This window comes from Aeromonas sp. QDB34 (assembly GCF_027705405.1).
GTDB lineage: Bacteria > Pseudomonadota > Gammaproteobacteria > Enterobacterales > Aeromonadaceae > Aeromonas > Aeromonas hydrophila.
Genome location: NZ_JAPDBT010000001.1, coordinates 496,116 through 516,698 on the forward strand (window position 1 = coordinate 496,116; position 20,583 = coordinate 516,698).

The 20,583-nt window shown below is 59.3% G+C and carries 13 protein-coding genes; all 13 read left to right on the forward strand.

Features of this window, described 5'->3' with window-relative positions; all coding sequences use genetic code 11:
• Window positions 1-36 precede the first annotated feature (36 nt).
• Window positions 37-495, forward strand: a complete 459-nt coding sequence (locus OKC29_RS02255) for a hypothetical protein (RefSeq protein WP_073350214.1) — start codon at window positions 37-39, stop codon at window positions 493-495.
• Window positions 496-605: 110 nt separating this feature from the next.
• Complete coding sequence (locus OKC29_RS02260) at window positions 606-1,064, forward strand: GAF domain-containing protein (RefSeq protein ID WP_073350216.1); 459 nt, start codon at window positions 606-608, stop codon at window positions 1,062-1,064.
• 101 nt (window positions 1,065-1,165) lie between these two features.
• The gene (gene proQ / locus OKC29_RS02265) at window positions 1,166-1,804 is read left to right on the forward strand and encodes an RNA chaperone ProQ (protein WP_073350218.1); all 639 of its coding nucleotides are present in this window, start codon (window positions 1,166-1,168) and stop codon (window positions 1,802-1,804) included.
• 8 nt (window positions 1,805-1,812) lie between these two features.
• Entirely contained in the window at window positions 1,813-3,828 is a 2,016-nt protein-coding gene (gene prc / locus OKC29_RS02270) for a carboxy terminal-processing peptidase (RefSeq protein WP_016350681.1), read from the forward strand.
• A 134-nt stretch (window positions 3,829-3,962) separates the two neighbouring features.
• On the forward strand, window positions 3,963-6,587 hold the full coding sequence (gene pepN, locus OKC29_RS02275; protein ID WP_073350220.1) for an aminopeptidase N: 2,625 nt from the start codon (window positions 3,963-3,965) through the stop codon (window positions 6,585-6,587).
• A 72-nt stretch (window positions 6,588-6,659) separates the two neighbouring features.
• A complete protein-coding gene (locus OKC29_RS02280) occupies window positions 6,660-6,881 on the forward strand; it encodes a DUF2835 domain-containing protein (RefSeq protein ID WP_005300804.1) in 222 nt (73 codons plus the stop codon).
• A gap of 278 nt (window positions 6,882-7,159) precedes the next feature.
• On the forward strand, window positions 7,160-12,019 hold the full coding sequence (locus OKC29_RS02285) for an NAD-glutamate dehydrogenase (protein ID WP_073350222.1): 4,860 nt from the start codon (window positions 7,160-7,162) through the stop codon (window positions 12,017-12,019).
• A gap of 76 nt (window positions 12,020-12,095) precedes the next feature.
• Entirely contained in the window at window positions 12,096-13,106 is a 1,011-nt protein-coding gene (gene pyrD, locus OKC29_RS02290) for a quinone-dependent dihydroorotate dehydrogenase (protein ID WP_073350224.1), read from the forward strand.
• Window positions 13,107-13,192: 86 nt separating this feature from the next.
• Window positions 13,193-13,729, forward strand: coding sequence for a cell division protein ZapC (locus tag OKC29_RS02295; RefSeq protein ID WP_011706138.1), 537 nt, complete (start codon window positions 13,193-13,195; stop codon window positions 13,727-13,729).
• Window positions 13,730-14,410: 681 nt separating this feature from the next.
• A complete protein-coding gene (rlmKL, locus tag OKC29_RS02300) occupies window positions 14,411-16,582 on the forward strand; it encodes a bifunctional 23S rRNA (guanine(2069)-N(7))-methyltransferase RlmK/23S rRNA (guanine(2445)-N(2))-methyltransferase RlmL (protein ID WP_162275684.1) in 2,172 nt (723 codons plus the stop codon).
• Window positions 16,582-16,812: a glutaredoxin family protein gene (locus OKC29_RS02305; RefSeq protein WP_073350226.1), complete on the forward strand. Its 231-nt coding sequence runs from the start codon at window positions 16,582-16,584 to the stop codon at window positions 16,810-16,812. The genes rlmKL and OKC29_RS02305 overlap by 1 nt, the downstream gene beginning before the upstream one ends.
• A gap of 74 nt (window positions 16,813-16,886) precedes the next feature.
• Window positions 16,887-18,809, forward strand: coding sequence for an ATP-binding cassette ATPase Uup (uup, locus tag OKC29_RS02310; RefSeq protein ID WP_073350228.1), 1,923 nt, complete (start codon window positions 16,887-16,889; stop codon window positions 18,807-18,809).
• An 8-nt stretch (window positions 18,810-18,817) separates the two neighbouring features.
• Window positions 18,818-20,455 (forward strand): DUF3466 family protein, encoded by a 1,638-nt coding sequence (locus OKC29_RS02315; RefSeq protein ID WP_073350230.1) that lies wholly within the window; start codon window positions 18,818-18,820, stop codon window positions 20,453-20,455.
• Window positions 20,456-20,583: the final 128 nt, after the last annotated feature.

Here is a 20,583-nt window from a genome sequence, read left to right on the forward strand (position 1 = left end):
TGTCATTTTTCAGACATCTTACAAGGCTGTTTTTTCATGAAAGAGAGACTCACTTCACGCAAAATTGTCCATTTGGCGATCGTATTGGCCATTTTGCTCGGATTGGTTGCCTATCGAACCTGGTTCGGCAACGCGCAGACCGCGGTGGCGGGATCAGAAAAAGATCAGATTTGTGATCTGTCCCACACCAGCTGCAACACCCGGCTGGGCGACAAGCCGTTGACCGTGCGTGTTGCCTCGCTGCCGGTGCAGGCCGAACGTGACTTTGTGATACAGCTTCAGGGCGGCGAGCCGGCCGTGACGCCGGTAAAAGCGTGGCTGGAGGGGCGGGACATGTTCATGGGGACCATTCCGGTCAACTTTGAGGCCACCGAGCAGGGCTGGCAGGGGACTACCCTGGTGGGATCCTGCACCTCGCCGCTGATGGTCTGGCTGCTCAATATCGAGTGGAGCAATGGCCAGCGCCAGCAACTGGCGCTCTCCGTCGCCCGCTAAATGCCTCGCCTGATTGAAGAAAGGATGGGGGGTGAGGTGAAAATTGATTTGAATTTTTCAGGCGGGGCGTTACCTTGCACTGATTGTCAGGGAGTGAAGTTCATTTAATCATGATTGAAAAACAAGCATTTTATCGCACCCTCAACCAGCAGGCCCAGGCATTGCTGGAAGGGGAACCGGATCTCATCGCCAACCTGGCCAACCTGTCTGCACTGCTAAACCAGGAGCTGGTCGACATCAACTGGGTCGGCTTTTACCTGTTGCAGGGCGAGACCCTGGTGCTCGGCCCGTTCCAGGGCAAGCCGGCCTGCGTGCGCATTCCGGTCGGGCGCGGGGTATGTGGTACGGCGGTGGCCGAGGGCAAGACCCAGCTCATCGACGACGTGCACCAGTTTGAAGGTCACATCGCCTGCGACGGTGCCAGCAATGCCGAAATCGTGATCCCGCTGCGGCGTGGTAGCGAGATCATTGGCGTACTGGATATCGATAGTCCAATCTTTAACCGCTTTGATGCGCAAGATCGGATTGGACTGGAAGAAACGGTGCAAATTTTGGAAAGCATGCTCTAAGTCATTGCTTGATGGTTCGCAAAAGGCCCCAAGCTCTCTATAATGGGGCCTTTGTTGTGCTCGGGTGTGCCCGCGCGTTTATATGAAAGCCAAGGTTATACATGGAAAACACTGAGAAGCTGAAGAACAGTAAAGAGATCGTTGCCTACCTGGTCGAGAAATTCCCGGCCTGCTTCATCGCTGAAGGAGAGGCCAAGCCGCTCAAGATTGGCATCTTCCAGGATTTGGCCGAGCGTCTTGCTGACGACGCCAGAGTCTCCAAGACCATGCTGCGTTCTGCTCTGCGTCAATACACCTCCAGCTGGCGTTACCTGCATGGCCTCAAGGCCGGTCAGGCCCGTGTCGATCTGGACGGCAATCCGGGCGAGCTGCTCACCGAAGAGCACATCGAGCATGCCAAGCAAGCCCTCAAAGAGAGCAAAGAGCGTGTCTTTGCCAGCCGTCGTACCAACACCAAGGAAGAGAAGGCCAAGCAGCCACGTCGTCCTGCCCCGCGCAAGGCCGATGCTGCCGCCAAATCCGACAAGCCGAAAGCCGCTCCCAAGGCTGTTCCCGCTGCTGTCGAAGCACCGCTGGTCAAAGTGGATGCCGCTACCCTGAAAGTGGATCAGGGCGTCCGGGTTGTGCTGGGCAAGTCTCCGGTGCCGGCCACCATCAAGGAAGTGACCAAGGATGACGTTCAGGTTCAATTGCAGACCGGCATGATGCTGCGGGTCAAATTCGAGCACCTGGTTCTCTAAGGAGACAAATGTTGAAGCATGGCGTAATTCGTTTTTCCCTCGTTGCCTGTAGCCTGGCGCTTGCCGGGCTTGCACAGGCCATCGAGCCGGTGCTCAAGGAAAGTGATTTGCCTGTGTTGGCTCAGGAGAGCCAACATGCTACGGCTAGCAAGCGAATTGCCAATCTGTTTACCCGCTCGCATTACAAGCAGTTCAAGCTGGACGATGCCTTTTCCTCCGTGATCTTTGACAAGTATCTGGAGAATCTGGACTACAGCCGCAACCTGTTTCTGGCCTCTGATATCAGCCGCTTTGAAAAGTACCGTACCGGTTTTGACACCGACCTCGAGAGAGGGCGGCTGGCGCCGGCTTACGAGATGTTCAATCTGAGTCAGCAGCGGCGTTATGAGCGGTTCGAATACGCCCTCAAACTGCTCGATACTCCTTTCGATTTTACCCAGCCCGACAACTACATCTTTGATCGGGAAGGGGCGGCCTGGCCGAAAGACGAAGCCGAACTCAACGAGTTATGGCGCCAGCGGGTCAAGTTCGATGCCCTGAGCCTCAAGCTCAGCGGCAAGGAGTGGCCCGAGATCAAGGAACTGCTTGGCAAGCGTTACAACAACGCCATCAAGCGGATGTCCCAGACCGAGAGCGAGGACGTGTTCCAGCTCTTCATGAACTCCTTCGCCCGCGCCATCGAACCACACACCAGCTATCTGTCTCCGCGCAGCGCCGATCGTTTCAACACCGAGATGAACCTTTCGCTGGAGGGGATTGGTGCCGTGCTGCAGGCCGAGGATGACTTTACCGTCATTCGCTCCCTGGTGCCCGGTGGTCCGGCTGCCAAGTCCAATCACCTCAAGCCTGATGACAAAATTGTCGGGGTAGGGCAGGACGACGGCAAGATTGTCGATGTGATCGGCTGGCGTCTCGATGACGTGGTCGAACTCATCAAGGGACCAAAAGGCAGCAAGGTGAAGCTGGAGATCCAGCGTGGCAAGGGTGCCGCCGCCAAGACCGAGCAGATCGAGCTGGTGCGCGACAAGGTGCGTCTGGAAGACCGAGCCGCCAAGTCCAAGGTGATCACCGCCGAAGGCAAGAAGATCGGGGTGCTCGAGATCCCGAGTTTCTACGTCAACCTGCACGATGACGTGATCAAGGAGCTCTCCAGCCTCAACAAGCAGAAGATCGATGGCCTCATCGTCGATCTGCGTGGCAACGGCGGCGGTGCGCTGACCGAAGCCTCTGCCCTGAGCGGCCTGTTCTTTGCCAGCGGACCCGTGGTGCAGATCCGGGATCACATGGGCCGCATCACCGTCAACGGTGACGACGACGGCAACGTCTACTACGGCGGCCCCATGTCGGTGATGATCGACCGATACAGCGCCTCGGCCTCCGAGATCTTCGCCGCCGCCATGCAGGATTACGGCCGCGCCCTGATCCTCGGCGAGAACTCGTTCGGCAAGGGCACGGTGCAGCAGCATCGCAGCCTCGCCAAGGTGTACGACTTCTACGAGCAGCCGCTCGGTCACGTGCAGTACACCATCGCCAAGTTCTACCGGATCAACGGTGGCAGCACCCAGAACAAGGGTGTCGCCCCGGACATCAGCTTCCCGACTGCGGTGGCGCCGGAAGAGACGGGCGAGAGCCGTGAGTTCAACGCCTTGCCGTGGGACAAGATTGCATCGGCCAAGTACGACAAGCTCGGCAACTTCGCCAGCCTGCTGCCCAAGCTGCAGTCTGCCCACGAGGCGCGGATCAACAAGGATCCGGAGTTTGCCTACGTGATGCAGGACATTGCCGACTACAAGGAGGAGAAAGACAAGAAGTCGGTCTCCCTCAACGAGGCGGAGCGTCTGGCGGATCAGGCCAAGCAGGACGAGAAGGCTCTCAAACGCACCAACGAGCGCCTTGCCCGTCTCGGCAAGCCGGCGGTGAAGAGTCTGGATGAACTGCCTGCCGATTTCGAGGCCCCCGACGAGTATCTGGTCGAGGCTGCCAACATCACGGCGGACCTGGCCAAGCTCAGCAAACGCAGCTGATCATCGGCGAGTCAATTAATCAACAAGGGCGACTGAGGTCGCCCTTTCTTTTGCCTGAATGCAAACTATTTGACCCTGCCAACCGGTTGTGACAGCCTCTGACACGTCAATTACAAGCGTGGAAGCAAACAATAATGACCGATCACTCCCAGGCCATGACGGCCAAATATCGCCAGGATTACCGGGCTCCGCTCTACTGGATCGACAGCATCGATCTCGACTTTCAACTGCAGGAGCCGCTGACCCAGGTGACCGCCATCTCCCGTCTGCGGCGCAATGGCGAGCACAATGAACCGCTGGTGCTGGATGGGGAGGGGCTCTCCCTGCACAGCGTCAGCGTGGACGGGGTGCCCTTCACCCAGTACGAGCAGGGCGAGAGCAGCCTGACCCTGTTCAACCTGCCGGCCGAGTGCGTGCTGACCATCGTGACCCTGCTGGATCCGGCCGCCAACACCGCGCTGGAAGGGCTCTACAAGTCCGGCGACGCCTACTGTACCCAGTGCGAGGCGGAAGGGTTCCGGCGCATCACCTATTATCTGGACCGGCCCGACATTCTGGCCCGTTACAGCACCCGCATCACCGCCGACAAATCCCAGTTCCCTTTCTTGCTCTCCAACGGCAACAAGGTCGACAGTGGCGATCTGGGTGACGGCCGCCACTTCGTGCAGTGGCAGGATCCCTTCCCCAAACCGAGCTACCTGTTTGCCCTGGTGGCCGGGGACTTCGACGTGGAGCGCAGCCATTACACCACCAAGAGCGGCCGCAAGGTGGCCCTCGAGATCTTCGTCGACAAGGGCAATCTGGATCGCGCCGGTTTTGCCATGGAGAGCCTCATCAACTCCATGCGCTGGGACGAGCAGCGCTTCGGTCTCGAGTATGACCTCGACATCTATATGATCGTGGCGGTGGACTTCTTCAACATGGGCGCCATGGAGAACAAGGGGCTCAACATCTTCAACTCCAAGTTCGTGCTGGCCAATCCGGCTACCGCCACCGACAGCGACTACCACGGCATCGAGCGGGTGATCGGCCACGAATATTTCCACAACTGGACCGGCAACCGCGTCACCTGCCGCGACTGGTTCCAGCTCAGCCTGAAAGAGGGGCTGACCGTGTTCCGGGATCAGGAGTTCTCCTCCGATCTGGGCTCACGCGGGGTCAATCGGATCAACAACGTGCGCACCGTGCGCGGCCCGCAGTTTGCCGAAGATGCCGGCCCCATGGCCCACCCCATCCGCCCGGATGTGGTGATCGAGATGAACAACTTCTACACCCTGACCGTCTACGAGAAGGGCTCGGAAGTGATCCGCATGCTGCACACCCTGCTGGGTGAGGCCGCCTTCCAGGCGGGCATGCGCCTCTATTTCGAGCGCTTTGACGGTCGGGCCGTCACCTGTGATGACTTCGTGCAGGCGATGGAAGATGCCTCCGGGGTCGATCTCGGCCGCTTCCGCCGCTGGTACAGCCAGTCCGGTACCCCCGAGCTCACCGTGACCGACGAGTACGATGCCGAAAGCGGCGTCTATCACCTGCACGTGAGCCAGCACACCCCGCCGACCCAGGATCAGCCGCAAAAACTGCCGCTGCATATCCCCCTCGACATCGAGCTCTATGACGAACAAGGTGCCGTCATTCCGCTGCAGTATCAGGGCAAGGCCATCGGCAACGTGCTGGACGTGCTGGAGGCGGAGCAAACCTTCGTCTTCGATCGGGTGGCGGTGAAGCCGGTGCCCTCCCTGCTGCGGGACTTCTCGGCACCGGTCAAGCTGCATTATGACTACAGCGACGAGGCGCTGGCCTTCCTGATGCGGCATGCCCGCAACGAGTTTGCTCGCTGGGATGCGGCGCAGATGCTGATCAACAAGGCGGTCATCGAGGGCGTGGCCCGAGTGCAGCACGGGCAGGGGGTAGAACTCTCCCAGACCCTGCTGGCGGCCTTTGTCGCCATTCTGGACGACGGCGGGCTGGATCCGGCCCTCAAGGCGGAGATCCTGGCGCTGCCGGGTGAGGCGACCCTGGCCGAGCTGTTCGAGGTGGCCGACATCGATGCCATCCATCAAGTACGCAACGAGATCCACACCTCGCTGGCCCACGCCTTCGGTGCCAGTCTGACAAGCAGCTACGAGGCGCTGCGCCTGCCGGCTTATCAGGTGGTGCACGCCGACATGGCCAAGCGGGCGCTCAAGGGCGTGGTGCTGGGCTATCTGGCGGCGCTCGACACCGGCAGTGCCGATCTGCTGGTACGCCAGCAATATGCCACCGCCGACAACATGACCGACACCCTGGCGGCGCTGCAGGTAGCCAACAGCCATCTGCTGCCGTGCCGCTCCGAGCTGCTGGCCGATTTCGAAGGCAAGTGGGCCAAGGACGGGCTGGTGCTGGACAACTGGCTGCGACTGGTGGGCTCCAAGCCGGCGGAAGACGTGTTGGAAGAGGTGAAGCTGGCGATGGCGCATCCCACCTTCAGCATCCGCAACCCGAACCGGCTGCGGGCGCTGGTAGCCAGTTTTGCCATGAACAACCAGGTGCAGTTCCATGCGCGCGATGGTCGCGGCTACCGCTTCCTGACCGATCTCTTGATCGAGCTCAACGAGGTCAACCCGCAGGTGGCCTCCCGCCTCATCACCCCGCTCATCCAGTTCAAGCGGCTCGATGAGGGGCGCAAGGCGCTGATCCGCACCGAGCTGACCCGTCTGGCCAACCTCGAGGGGCTGGCACGGGATCTGTTCGAGAAGGTGAGCAAGGCGCTGCAGCAGTAAACCCGACGGGGTGGGGGAGCCATCTCCCGCCCTTTCAACACCCGGGCCGTTTATCAGACCAGAGGAGTCATCGTGAAGCAGTTTACCTTTCGCCTGTCCCTGAGCCACGACGAAGTCATGCTGATGTATCAGGGCCATGCCAAACGGCTGGTGGTACGCAGCGAGCAGGGGCTGACCCTGGAGCTGGGCATTGAGAAAATCCGGCCTTTCGTCGCCATCAGCGGGGTACATGGCTATTTTCGCCTCAAAACCCAGGACGATTATCGCTTTATCAGCCTCGAACGCATAAATTAACAAAACTTGAACATATTTCCGCGCAATTCACTGCTTTCAGTCACTATCTATCCGGTAAATCCGTAACCATCCAGTGGGATTTTCTGTTTTTTGCCAGAACGGCAAAATTTTTCACAGCTTAAGGCGTGATCTGCCCCTTGTTTTTAACAACTCATTATCACCTTTGCTCGCCTTCCTTGATCCAAGACATTACACTTCGCAGCAACTCTGTACCGGTGGGCATCCAGGGTGGATGTCTCTGTGTCGGTGGTTAATGTCGTCCGATAAGGAATATAGAAATGGCATTGAAAGACGCCCCTACCTCAGTTCTGCTCGAAAACGTTCTCAGCCTGATCCATCAGAAGTTGCCCAAGAAGAGTGCCTCCCTGGTCGAGTGCTTCGTCGCCAAGTTCTACGGCAACATGGCGAGCACCGATCTGCACGATCGCAATGACAGCGATCTCTATGGCGCCGCGCTCAGCCTGTGGAATGCGCTCAACCAGCGCACCTCGACCTCCCCCTATATCCGAGTCTACAATCCCGAGCTGACCCGCCATGGCTGGCAGTCTCCCCATACCATCGTCGAGATCATCCTGCAGGACTCCCCCTTCCTGGTGGACTCCATCCGCATGGCGCTCAAGCGCCGGGGCATCACGGCGCACATGATGCTGCACCAGCCGCTGCACCTCATTCGCGGCAACGAGGGCAAGATCAGCGCCATTCTGGATCTAGACAACAGCGCCGAACAGACCTCGGTCGAGACCGCCTTCCTCATCGAAATCGATCACCTCACCAGCGAGGAGCAGATGGAAGGGCTGACCGCCGAGCTCAACTCGGTGGCCGGTGAAGTGGCGCTGGCAGTCGGTGACTGGCAGCCGATGCTGGCGCGCCTGAACGAGATCATCGACGAGCTGCCCAAACGCAAGAACCCGGTTAGTCAAGCCGAAGTGGACTCCTGCGTTGCCTTCCTCAAGTGGGTAGCCGCCCATAACTTCACTCTGATGGGCTACCGCCGCTACGACGTCAAGGCGGTGGAGGGGGATCACGAGATCCTGCCCCAGGCCGACTCCAGCCTGGGTCTGATGAAAAACTCCATCAAGGAAGTGGGTCAGCGCCTTGGCAACATGCCGGCCAGTGCCCGTCACGCGGCGCTGAGTTCTGACTTGCTGATCCTCACCAAGTCCAACAGCAAGTCGCGGGTGCATCGCCCGGCGTATGTGGACTATATCGGCATCAAGCGCTTCGACGAGCACGGCAAGGTAGTGGGAGAGGATCGCTTCATCGGCCTGTATGCCTCCTCCATCTACAACACCAGCGCGACCCAGATCCCGCTCATCAGTCACCGTCTCGAGCACATCATGGCCGCCTCCGGTCACGAGAAGGGCTCCCACGCCTACAAGGCGCTGCTGAACGTACTGGAAACCTACCCGCGCGACGAGCTCATCCAGGCCCGTGAAGAGGAGCTGCTGGCCACCGGTCTTGGCGTGCTGGAGATGCAGGAACGCGACATGCTGCGCCTGTTCGTACGCCGCGATGTGTACGGCCGCTTCTTCTCCTGCATGGTCTATGTCACCAAGGAGCGCTACAACACGGCGCTGCGGGTCAAGACCCAGCAGATCCTGCAGAAGTATTTTGGCAGCAGCGAAGAGGTGGAGTTCAACGTCTACTTCACCGAGGGCGTGCTGGCACGGACCCACTACATAGTGCGGGTCAACAACAACAACGTGGATGTGGATGTGAACGAAGTACAGAACAACCTGATTGAAGCGGCCCGCAGCTGGGACGACCGCCTGGATTCCGTGCTGCTCTCTCACTACGGTGAAGCCCGCGGCAACGAACTGCGCCGCCGTTTCAGCACTGCCTTCCCCCGCGCCTACAAGGAAGATGTGCTGCCGGGGTCCGCCGTGGCCGACATCATGGAGCTGGACAACCTGAGCGAGACCAATCCGCTCGGCATGCTGTTCTACCGCGCCCAGGAGGAGGAGAACGATCGCCGGGTTCGCCTCAAACTGTTCCACCGCACCGAACCCATTCACCTCTCCGATGTGCTGCCCATGCTGGAAAACATGGGGCTGCGCGTCATCGGCGAAACCCCGTATCAGGTGCGCACCCCTGCGGGCGACATCTTCTGGATCCTCGACTTCTCCATGCTGCTGCATGGTGAGCAGCCGTTCGATCTGGAGCAGAGCCAGCAGCGCTTCCAGCAGGCTTTCGCAGCCATCTGGAACAAGCAGCTGGAAGATGACGGCTTCAACCGCCTGGTGCTGGGGGCCGGCCTCACCGGTCGTCAGGTCTCGGTGCTGCGCGCCTATGCCAAATACATGCGTCAGACCGGCGTCTCTTTCAGCCAGTCCTATATCGAAGAGACCCTGACCCGCTACCCGGATATCGCCCAGCTGTTGTTCACCCTGTTCGAACAGCGCCTGGATCCGGCTGGCAAGCAGGACGCCAAGGTGCCATCGCAAGACGCCAAGGCATCCGCCAAGCTGCACGAGCAGCTCGCCGCCAAGCTGGATCAGGTCGCCAACCTGGACGACGATCGCATCATCCGCCGCTATGTGGAGATGATCGACGCCACCCTGCGCACCAACTACTACCAGCTGGACAAGGCGGGCAACATCAAGCCCTACATCTCCTTCAAGCTGGCCCCCTCCAGCATCACCGACATGCCGCTGCCGCTGCCCAAGTTCGAGATCTTCGTCTACTCGCCGCGAGTGGAAGGGGTGCACCTGCGCTGGGGCAAGGTGGCCCGTGGCGGTCTGCGCTGGTCTGATCGCAAGGAGGACTTCCGTACCGAAGTGCTGGGTCTGGTAAAAGCCCAGCAGGTGAAGAACACCGTCATCGTGCCGGTCGGTGCCAAAGGCGGCTTCTACTGCAAACAGATGCCGGCAGGCGCCCCCCGTGCCGTGATCCAGGAAGAGGGCAAGGCCTGCTATCGCCTGTTCATCCGCGGCCTGCTCGATGTGACTGACAACATCATCGGCGGCGAGGTGATCCCGCCGCAATCCGTGGTGCGTCACGACGAAGATGATTACTACCTGGTAGTAGCTGCCGACAAGGGCACTGCGACCTTCTCCGACATTGCCAACGAAATAAGCCTCGAATACGGCCACTGGTTGGGCGACGCGTTTGCCTCCGGCGGCTCGGTCGGTTATGACCACAAGAAGATGGGCATCACCGCTCGCGGCGCCTGGGAATCGGTCAAGCGGCATTTTCGCGAGATCGGCGTCAACTGCCAGACCACCGACTTCACCTGCGTCGGCATCGGCGACATGGCGGGGGACGTGTTCGGCAACGGCATGCTGCTCTCCGAGCACACCCAGCTGGTGGGTGCCTTCAACCACATGCACATCTTCATCGATCCGACCCCCAATGCGGCCAAGAGCTTCGTCGAGCGCAAGCGGCTGTTCGAGCTGCCGGGTTCCAGCTGGGATGACTACAGCAGGGAGCTGATCTCCCAAGGGGGCGGCATCTTCCTGCGCTCGGCCAAGTCCATCAAGCTGAGCCCCGAGATCCAGACCCTGCTCGGTACCGACAAGGCCAGCATGGCGCCGAACGAGCTGATCAAGGCGCTGCTCTGCCTGAACGTCGATCTGCTGTGGAACGGCGGCATTGGCACCTATGTGAAGAGCTCCCGCGAGAGCGACGCCGAAGTGGGCGATCGCAGCAACGATGTGCTGCGGGTCAATGGCCGCGATCTGCGGGCCCGCATCGTGGGTGAAGGTGGCAACCTCGGCTTTACCCAGCTGGGCCGGGTGGAGTACGCCAGCCAGGGTGGTCGCATCAACACCGACTTCACCGACAACGTGGGCGGGGTGGACTGCTCCGACAACGAGGTGAACATCAAGATCCTGCTGAACCAGCTGGTGGCGGCCGGTGACCTGACCCTCAAGCAGCGCAACCAGATGCTCTATGAGATGACCGACGACGTGGCGCAGATTGTCATCACCAACGCCTATCGCCAGTCCCAGTCCATCTCGGTGACCAGTTTCCGTGGCGCGGAGCAGCTCAAGGAGCAGCAGCGTTTCATCCAGGGGCTGGAGCGGGAAGGCAAGCTGGATCGCGCCCTGGAGTTCCTGCCCTCCGACGAGGAGCTCTCCGAGCGGATGGCGGCGGGGCAGGGGCTGACCCGACCCGAACTGGCGGTGCTGGTGGCCTACGGCAAGATGGTACTGAAAGAGCAGCTCAACTGCCCGGAAGTGACCGATGAGCCCTTCCTCGCCAACATGCTGGTGACCAGCTTCCCGGCCAAGCTGCAGCAGCAGTTCGGGGCAGCACTGGCCCAGCATCCGCTGCGCGGCGAGATCATCGCGACCCGGGTGGCCAACATGCTGGTCAACGACATGGGGCTCAACTTCGCCAGCCGGATGAAAGACGAGACCGGTGCCTCGGTGGCGGAAGTGGCCTGCTGCTTCGCCATGGCACGCGAGGTATTTGGCCTCAACCAGCTGTGGCGCGACATCGAAGGGTGCGACAACCTGGTGGGGGCAGAGACCCAGCTCGAACTGATGTTCTACAGCCGTCGCATCGTGCGCCGCGCCACCCGCTGGTTCCTGCGCGCCCGCAATCGCAGCTGGAGCATCAGCGAGAACATCGCCTTCTTCCACCCGGCCTTCGAGACGCTGGGGCAGCACCTCTATGAGGTGATGGACGAGAGCGAAGTGGCCGAACACCAGCAGGCGGTCGCGGCGTTGGTGGCCAAGCAAGTGCCACAAGCCATCGCCCGTCAGGTGGCCCACATGAGCAGCCTCTTCTCCAGCCTGGATCTGGCGCAGATCGCCGCGGAGCACAAGACCGACATCCTGCGTGCCGCCAACGTCTACTACCGTCTCGGCGCCAAGCTGGATCTGCATTGGTTCCTCGACCAGATCAACCATCAACCGGTGGGCAACCACTGGCAGGCGATGGCGCGGGCCTCCTTCCGCGAAGATCTGGACTGGCAGCAGCGCAGCCTCACTTCCGTAGTGCTGGAAGGGTGCAAAGATCAGGGAGAATGCGCTACCATACTGGCCGACTGGATTTCGGAGCATGAGCAACTCTTGTCCCGTTGGACCCACATGTTGGCCGACTTCAAGACCACCAGTACCCACGAGTTCGCCAAGTTCTCGGTGGCCTTGCGGGAGTTGAACCTGCTCCAGTTGAATTGCCGAGCACTGTAATTGCCAGTTAAGGCATGACAGCGGTATCACACCCAAAGCCCCGGCCAGTTGCCGGGGCTTTTTTTAAGGAGCAAACATGCTGTACCCTCTCGCCAGGCATTTCCTGTTCAAGCTCAACCCGGAACAGGCGCACGATCTCTCCATCAAATATCTGCCCCGCCTTCTCGGTACGCCGCTTGATTGTTTCTTCCGCCACTCCTTGCCCAAACGCCCCGTCACTGTCATGGGGCTTTCTTTTGCCAATCCGGTGGGTCTGGCGGCCGGGTTGGACAAGGATGGTGAGTGTATCGATGCCTTCGGGGCGATGGGATTCGGCTTTATCGAGGTCGGTACCGTCACCCCCAGACCCCAGAGCGGCAATGACAAGCCGCGTCTGTTCCGGGTGATTCCGGCAGAGGGGATCATCAACCGGATGGGCTTCAACAACAAAGGGGTCGACCATCTGGTTTCCCAGGTCAAGAAAGCCAAATATCAGGGGGTCATCGGCATCAATATCGGCAAGAACAAGGACACCCCCATCGAGCAGGGCAAGGATGATTATCTGATCTGCATGGACAAGGTGTATGACCATGCCGGTTATATTGCCGTCAATATCTCTTCTCCCAATACGCCGGGGTTGCGTTCCCTGCAATATGGCGATGCGCTGGATGAACTGTTGGCCGCCCTCAAGGTTCGTCAGCAGGAGCTGGCCGCGCAATATAAGAAATACGTGCCACTGGCCGTTAAAATTGCGCCGGATTTGACTCCGGATGAAATTAATCAGGTGGCCGCATCTCTGATAAAAAATGGCATTGATGGGGTGATTGCCACCAATACCACTCTTGAGCGCGACATGATTTATGACATGCCCCATGCCGCTGAAGCGGGTGGCCTCAGCGGTCGTCCGCTGCAGCACAAGAGCACCGAAGTGATCCGCCAGCTGGCCAAGGCACTGGATGGTGCGCTGCCCATTATTGGCGTCGGTGGTATCGACAGTGCCATGGCGGCCCGCGAGAAGCTGGCAGCGGGTGCCAGTCTGGTCCAGATTTACAGCGGCTTTATTTATAAGGGCCCGGATCTGGTCAAAGAGATTGTGACCCATATATAAGAAATAAATCGGTGCCCTTTATTTAAAGTTGCTGAAATTCTCGACATGGAATAGAGTCGAGTAACGACTTCAGTAAGGGCACCTGCATGTGTATCCAACCCAATGACAATTGGCAGTGGCATTATGATGCTCATGATGATCGTCTGATGCTGGATTTATCCGATCGCATGATCTTCGCCACCGAATATAAAGGGCGACAATTGGTGCCAAGCTCCTTCACCACCCAGCCTTTTTGCGTGGATGATGCAGCGCTCTATTATCAGCTGATGGACAGGGTTGCCGAACTGGAATGGAGCGTACCGCATCAGGTTCAGCTGGTACTCAATGCCATCGCCGTCAGCCGCTTTTACAAACCCCTGATGCCACAAAGCTGGTTCTTTGGGGAAACCCACCCCGCCATTATTCCCGAAACCGGTGCGCTGGTGTGCATGGGCACCCCTCACGGCAAGGGGGAGTTTCTGGTGATCGAGGCAGGTGAACAGGCCAGCGTCTGTTTGAACCTGACTGACGATCTGATATTGACCACCAGCAAGACACTGCCCCGTTTTGGCGTGATCAAGGTGATGAACAATCGCATGAGCCCAAGGCCGGTGGCACAGGCGCAATATCGCCAGGTGAGTTGAACCTCGGGTTATTTTATAGCAAGCCTTTATCCTCTCATTCAGTTCATCCTGATGAACACTCACTCGTCCCCATTCTGTTCCTATCATTAGCCTTGATTATTTCAGGCGACTGCTTTTGTGCAAAAAATGCCCTCCGATCAATTTGATCAGAGGGCGGCAAACACACACTACAGGAGGAATAAGCGGTTGTATCAACAACACGGGATTATTCTAAATCCTGTAGTTTCTCTTGAAACCTGATAGATGTGACAGTCGGACAATAGCGATATGAACAGAGAGAGGAGGAAAAAAATAGCCCTCCCGTTTACGGACGATAACGGGAGAGCCAAACACGGGGTTTACAGAAAGGACTTGCTCTGTCGTGGGAATAATAACGAGTTGAGTCTTGTTTGACGCCTGTCAGATATGGCAGCGGGACAGCTCACCTATTCCTGACCATGGCCATGTCATATATGGTTGCTGCCTCAACAAGGTAATGCCGCGCCAATAAGAGATGCCGGAGTGCACCAGGTTATTGTTTGAACTTGTCGAGCGGCTGGTACGTTTTTTCTTCGTCAGATCCTTCCTGCGCGCATGCCTTGCCAGAACGGCCAAAAGGTCGGAGGAGGCGCATGTCAGATGCCCTCGGTTTATGTCGTCACTGGCAAGCTTTTGCTGCTCCGGATGGCGGCTTAAGGTATAATGCGGCACTATTTTTATGGGTTCCCCGTGAGCGTGATGAAAGAATTTTTTGCAACCTGCCCCAAAGGGCTGGAAAACCTGTTGGCCGTCGAGCTGACCAACCTGGGCGCAGAGCAGGTCCGTGAGACCGTGGCTGGCGTGCACTTCAAAGGCGAACTGGCGATTGGCTACAAGGCCTGTCTGTGGAGCCGTTTCGCCTCCCGCATCGTGCTGGTGCTGTCCGAATTCCAGATGAATGACGACCTGGATCTCTATCTGGGTGCTCACACCATTCCCTGGGAAGAGCACTTCTCCGGTACCTCCACCATTGCCGTGGATTTTACCGGTACCAATCCGGCCATTCGCAATACCCAGTACGGTGCTCTGAAGATCAAGGATGCCATCGTCGATCGCTTCACCAAGCGCGGTCATGTGCGTCCTGACGTGGACAAGAAGTCGCCGGACATTCGCATCATGGCGCACCTGGGCAAGGGCAAGGCCAATATCACGCTGGACTTGTCAGGCCCCGCGTTGCACCAGCGCTTCTATCGTCAGGGCACCGGCGAGGCGCCACTCAAAGAGAACCTGGCCGCCGCCATGATTGCCCGTAGTGGCTGGGCCGGCGAGCCCATGATGGACCCCATGTGTGGCTCCGGTACGCTGCTGGTGGAAGCCGCCTTTATCGCCGCCGACATGGCACCGGCCCTGCGCCGTGAGCGTTTCGGGTTCGATCGCTGGCTGCAACACGATAGCGAGCTGTGGCAGAGCCTGCTGATGGAGGCTCAGGTTCGGGCCAAGCGCGGCATGCAGCGTTGTGAAGTGAAGCTGTTTGGTTGTGATGCAGACAGCCGCGTGCTGCTCAAAGCCCGCGACAACGCCAAAGCCGCCGGCGTGGCCCATCTCATCATCTTCAAACAGGCCGATGTCACCGCGCTGGAAAACCTGCTGCCGATGCCGGCAGTGGAAGGGGAGGCCCGTCAGGTCGGTATGCTGATCTCAAACCCCCCCTATGGCGAGCGTCTTGGCGAGTTCCCGGCACTGCTGGAAGTGCATCAGGCCCTCGGCGATGCCCTGCGTCGCAGCTTCCAGGGCTGGAAAGTCTCCATTCTTTCCGCATCCCCCGAGCTTTTGAGCTGTCTGCGTCTGCGCGCCGACAAGCAATACCGCCTGTTCAACGGCGCCCTCGAATGTCAGCTGCGCAACTACCAGATTGCACAGGACTCCGTTGCTTCCCAGAAAGAGGTGGCGCAGGACTTTGCCAACCGTCTGCGCAAGAATCTAAAGACCCTGGAGAAGTGGGCACAGAAAGAGAACCTCGACTGCTATCGCCTCTATGACGCCGATCTGCCGGAATACAACGCCGCCATCGACCGTTATCAGGACTATCTGGTGGTGCAGGAGTACGCGGCGCCCAAGGACATTCCCGCCCAGAAGACCCGTCAACGCCTGCTCGACATGGTGCAGGCCGCCATCAAGGTGACCGGCATGGACGGCGAGAAGGTGATCCTGAAAGTGCGCGAGCGTCAGGAAGGCAAACAGCAGTACCAGAAGCTCTCCGAAGAGCAGCACAGGATGGAAGTGCAGGAGTATGGCGCCCGTCTGTGGGTCAATCTCTATGACTATCTCGACACCGGGCTGTTCCTCGACCACCGTCAGACCCGCCGCATGCTGGGTCAGATGGCCAAGGGCAAGCGCTTCCTGAACCTCTTTGCCTACACCGGCAGTGCCACCGTGCACGCGGGGCTCGGCGGTGCCAGCGAAACCACCACGGTGGACATGTCGCGCACCTACCTCAACTGGGCACAAGACAACATGCGCCTCAACTCGCTGGTGGGCCGAGAGCACAAGTTCGTGCAGGCCGACTGCCTGAAGTGGCTCTCCGAGGCGGACGAGCAGTACGACCTCATCTTCATCGATCCGCCCACCTTCTCCAACTCCAAGCGGATGGATGAGAGCTTCGACGTGCAGCGCGATCACCTGCTGCTGATGCAGCACCTGAAGCGGCTGCTGGCTGCGGGTGGCACCCTGGTGTTCTCCAACAACAAGCGCCACTTCAAGATGGATCTGGCTGGTCTCGAGGCCATTGGTCTCAAGGCCCAGAACATCACCGGCAAGACCCGACCCAAGGATTTCGAGCGCAACCAGCATATCCACAACTGCTGGATCATCACCCATGCGGAGACTGAGGCCTGATGCTGACCCTGTTTCACACCGACGGTTGCCACCTGTGCGAACAGGCGTGGGCGCTGGTGGAGCAGGCCGGTCTTGCGGCCGATACTCGCCAGTGCGACATCATGGATGATGAGCAGTGGCTGGCAACTTATCGGGTCCGCATTCCGGTATTGCGCGATGAGGCGGGGCGTGAACTGGGTTGGCCCTTCACCCTGGCTGAACTGCAAGCGTGGCTTGTCAGGCAGGGGTGAGCGGGCGATTTGACGATGAAACGGGGGGAGATCCAGTCTGCCACCCGTTTTTTCATTAGCAATAAGGAACAAGAATGGCTCTTTTGACATTGCACGGCGCGTCGTTGTCGTTCAGTGATTTTCCGCTGCTCGATCAGGCCGAGCTCACCATCGAGCGGGGCGAGCGCCTCTGCCTGGTGGGGCGCAACGGAGCGGGCAAGTCCACCCTGATGAAGGTCATCGCCGGCGAACTGCCGCTAGATGACGGCCGTCTGGTGCTGCAACAAGATTTGAAAGTGACCCGTCTCGAGCAGGATCCCCCCGCGTCGAGCGAGCTCACCGTGTTTGACTACGCCGCCGAAGGGCTGGCCGGGGTAGGGGAGCTGCTCAAGCAGTATCACCATATCTCCATGGAACTGGCACACGATGCCTCCGATGCCAACATCCGCAAGATGAGCCAGCTGCAGGAGCAGCTCGACTACCAGAATGGCTGGCAGTTCGAGACTCGCATCAACCAGGTGCTGACCCTGCTCGGTCTGGATCCCGACGTGACCCTCGACAGCCTCTCCGGCGGCTGGCTGCGCAAGGTGGCACTGGCCCGCGCACTGGCCTGCGATCCGGATCTGTTGCTGCTGGACGAGCCGACCAACCACCTGGACATCGATGCCATCAACTGGCTGGAAGAGTTCCTTAAGGATTTTCGCGGCGCCATCGTCTTCATCTCCCACGACCGGGAATTCATCCACAAGCTGGCGACCCGGATCATCGATCTGGACCGCGGTGTGATCACCTCCTGGCCCGGCAACTACGACGAGTACCTGCAGGGGAAAGAGGAGTGGTTGCGGGTCGAGGAGCTCAAAAACGCCGAATTCGATCGCAAGCTGGCCCAGGAAGAGGTGTGGGTACGCCAGGGGATCAAGGCCCGTCGTACCCGCAATGAGGGACGCGTGCGCGCCCTCAAGGCGATGCGGATGGAGCGGACCCAGCGCCGTGAACTGCAGGGCAAGGCCAAGCTGCAGCTGGATGAGGCAAGCCGCTCCGGCAAGCTGGTATTTGAAAGTGAAGGCCTGGGGCTGGACTTTGGTGATCGCACCCTGTTCCAGGGGCTGGATCTGCAGGTGCTGCGCGGCGACAAGATTGCGTTGGTCGGCCCCAACGGTTGCGGCAAGTCGACGCTGATCAAGCTGCTGCTCGGCCAGTTGAGCCCAAGTCGTGGCACGGTCAAGGGGGGCACCAATCTGGAGGTGGCCTACTTCGATCAGTACCGCGAGCAGCTCGATCCCGAGAAGACGGTGGTGGACAACGTCGGGGAGGGCAAACAGGAAGTGATGGTGCGCGGCCGCTCCCGCCACATTCTCGGTTACCTGCAGGACTTCCTGTTTGAACCAAAACGGGCACGCACCCCGGTGAAAGCCTTGTCAGGGGGCGAAAAAAACCGTTTACTGTTGGCCAAATTGTTCTTGAAGCCCAGTAATTTACTGATCCTCGATGAACCAACCAACGACCTGGATGTCGAAACGCTGGAATTGCTGGAAGAGCTGCTGGCGGACTACCCCGGCACCCTGTTGCTGGTGAGCCATGATCGTCGTTTCATCGACAATACCGTGACCGGTTGCTGGTTGTTTGAAGGGGACGGGCAGATCAGCGATTATGTGGGCGGTTACGCCGACATGATGGCCACCCGCGCTCAACAACAGGCACAGCAGTCTGCGCAGCAAGTCGCCAAACAGGCGCAGAGCAAAACGCCAGAGCCTGTCGTGGCGCCGGTGCCTGCTGCCACAAAAGCCAAAAAGCTCTCTTACAAGTTGCAGCTGGAGCTGGATAATCTACCGGCTCGACTGGAACAGCTGGAGGCAGAGCTGGATGCCCTGCAGACCGAGATCAACCACCCCGGTTTCTTCTCCCTGCCGAGCGACCAGACTCAAGCCAAACTGGATGCCCTGAATGCAGCAGAGGCTGCATTGGAACAAGCCTTCTCCCGTTGGGAGGAGTTGGAAGCGTTGAAACATCAGGACTAAGGAAGTAGATGAAAAAGCAATTATCCATGCTGGCCATTCTGGTCAGCGCCAGCCTGCATGCCCAGGCGGCACAAAGTCCCTTTTTCACCATTGTCGATGGGTCCGACAAGGGTTACGCCAGCGGGATCAGCGGCGACGGCAACGGGATCATCGGGATCAATACCAAGAACAACATGGCCGAGCACTTCTCGACCGTGCGTTTCGCCGACTTCCTGGTCGATCGTTTCCGCTTCGAGCAGGGCTGCATGCTCTCCAACTCGGTCTGCAACTCCTTCTGGAACGACAACAGCAACTTCGCCTATCAGTGGCGTCGTGACTTCCTCGACGGGGTCGACCAGCGCAACAACGTAGGTTACGTACAGCTGGGCGAGACCGACGGTCTGGTGACTGCGCTGGGCGACGTACCCGGTACCCGGGCAGGCTACAAGATGAGTGGCAAGCTGCGCACTGCCTTCGCCGTGGTCGAGGAGGGCAACCCTGTCGAGCTGAAAGACGGCGCCGGCACTCACAGCCTGAGCGTGCCGACCAGCATCAAGAAACTGGACAACGGCCAGTATCTGGTGACCGGTACCGCCGCCACCGGCAAGAACATTGCCGTCAACTCCGAAACGTACAACTGGTGCTTTGCCGGCAACGACGGCCAGTACGGCGACTACCGCTACTGCCCGGGCCTCAACACCCAGGCCAGCTTCTGGCTGGTTAACAGTACCGGCACCTTCAACAAGCTGCTGCAGGCCAACGAGTATGCCCGCGCCCGCAACGAAGTGGTGCAGACCGCCTCCGCGCTTGGGGTGGGTAAATTCAACGGCAATCTGTACGGGGTAGGGTACTCCTCCACCGGCGAGATCGGCACCAACTACCTGGACGGTCGTAACCTGGCCGCTTACTGGACACTGGATCTGGATGGCAGCAAGGTAGGCACTACCCAGATCATCCCGCTGGCCGAAGGCGAGCCCGGCAAGGATGACGCCAAGCTGCAACACAGCTGGGCCGTGGGGGTCAATGACAACGGTTATGTGATCGGCAACCAGCTCTATCGCATCAACAAGGGCCAGAACCGCCCGGTCGAGATGTTCGTGTTCAACCTGAACACGCCGACCACCAACGCCGTGGTCTCCCTGCAGGACAAGCCGCTCAGCGGCTCCGGCTCGGAAGCGGCCGCCATCAACAACCACAACATGGTGGTTGGCTGGCGTGATTCCCGCCACCAGACCCAGCCCGTGGTCAACGGCACCAACCGCATGCAGGAAGGCTTCCTGCTCAACGCGGCGACCGGCAACAACTGGTATCTGAACGATCTCATCTGCGGTCTGGATGATGCGGGTGCCAAGCAGTGTACCCAGAACGGTTACTACTACCACATCGCCTATGCCAGCGGCATCAGCAGCAACGGTACCGTTGCGGCCACGGCTTATCGCTACAACAGCGAGAGCGATCTGAACAACCGCACCAATGCTACCGTGGTGAGCGTCAAGCTGGCGCCAGTCGTAACCGACTACAAGAACAACGATCCGGCCGGTTATGTGGTCGCCAACGCACCGGTCAACAACCAGACCGGTCAGGATGGCGGCAGCGGTGGCGGCAGCCTGTTCTGGTTGACTCTGCTGGCCTTGCCATTCGCCTGGCTGCGCCGTTTCCAGCGCTAAAAAGTTGTGTCACTAAAAATTAATGCGGTTCAGTGTCTTGTGTCACAATGACCGGATAGCATGAAATTTTTTGTTTGACCCTGCCGACACCCTGGGGTAAAGATGAAAGCGACCGATGAAAAATTGGT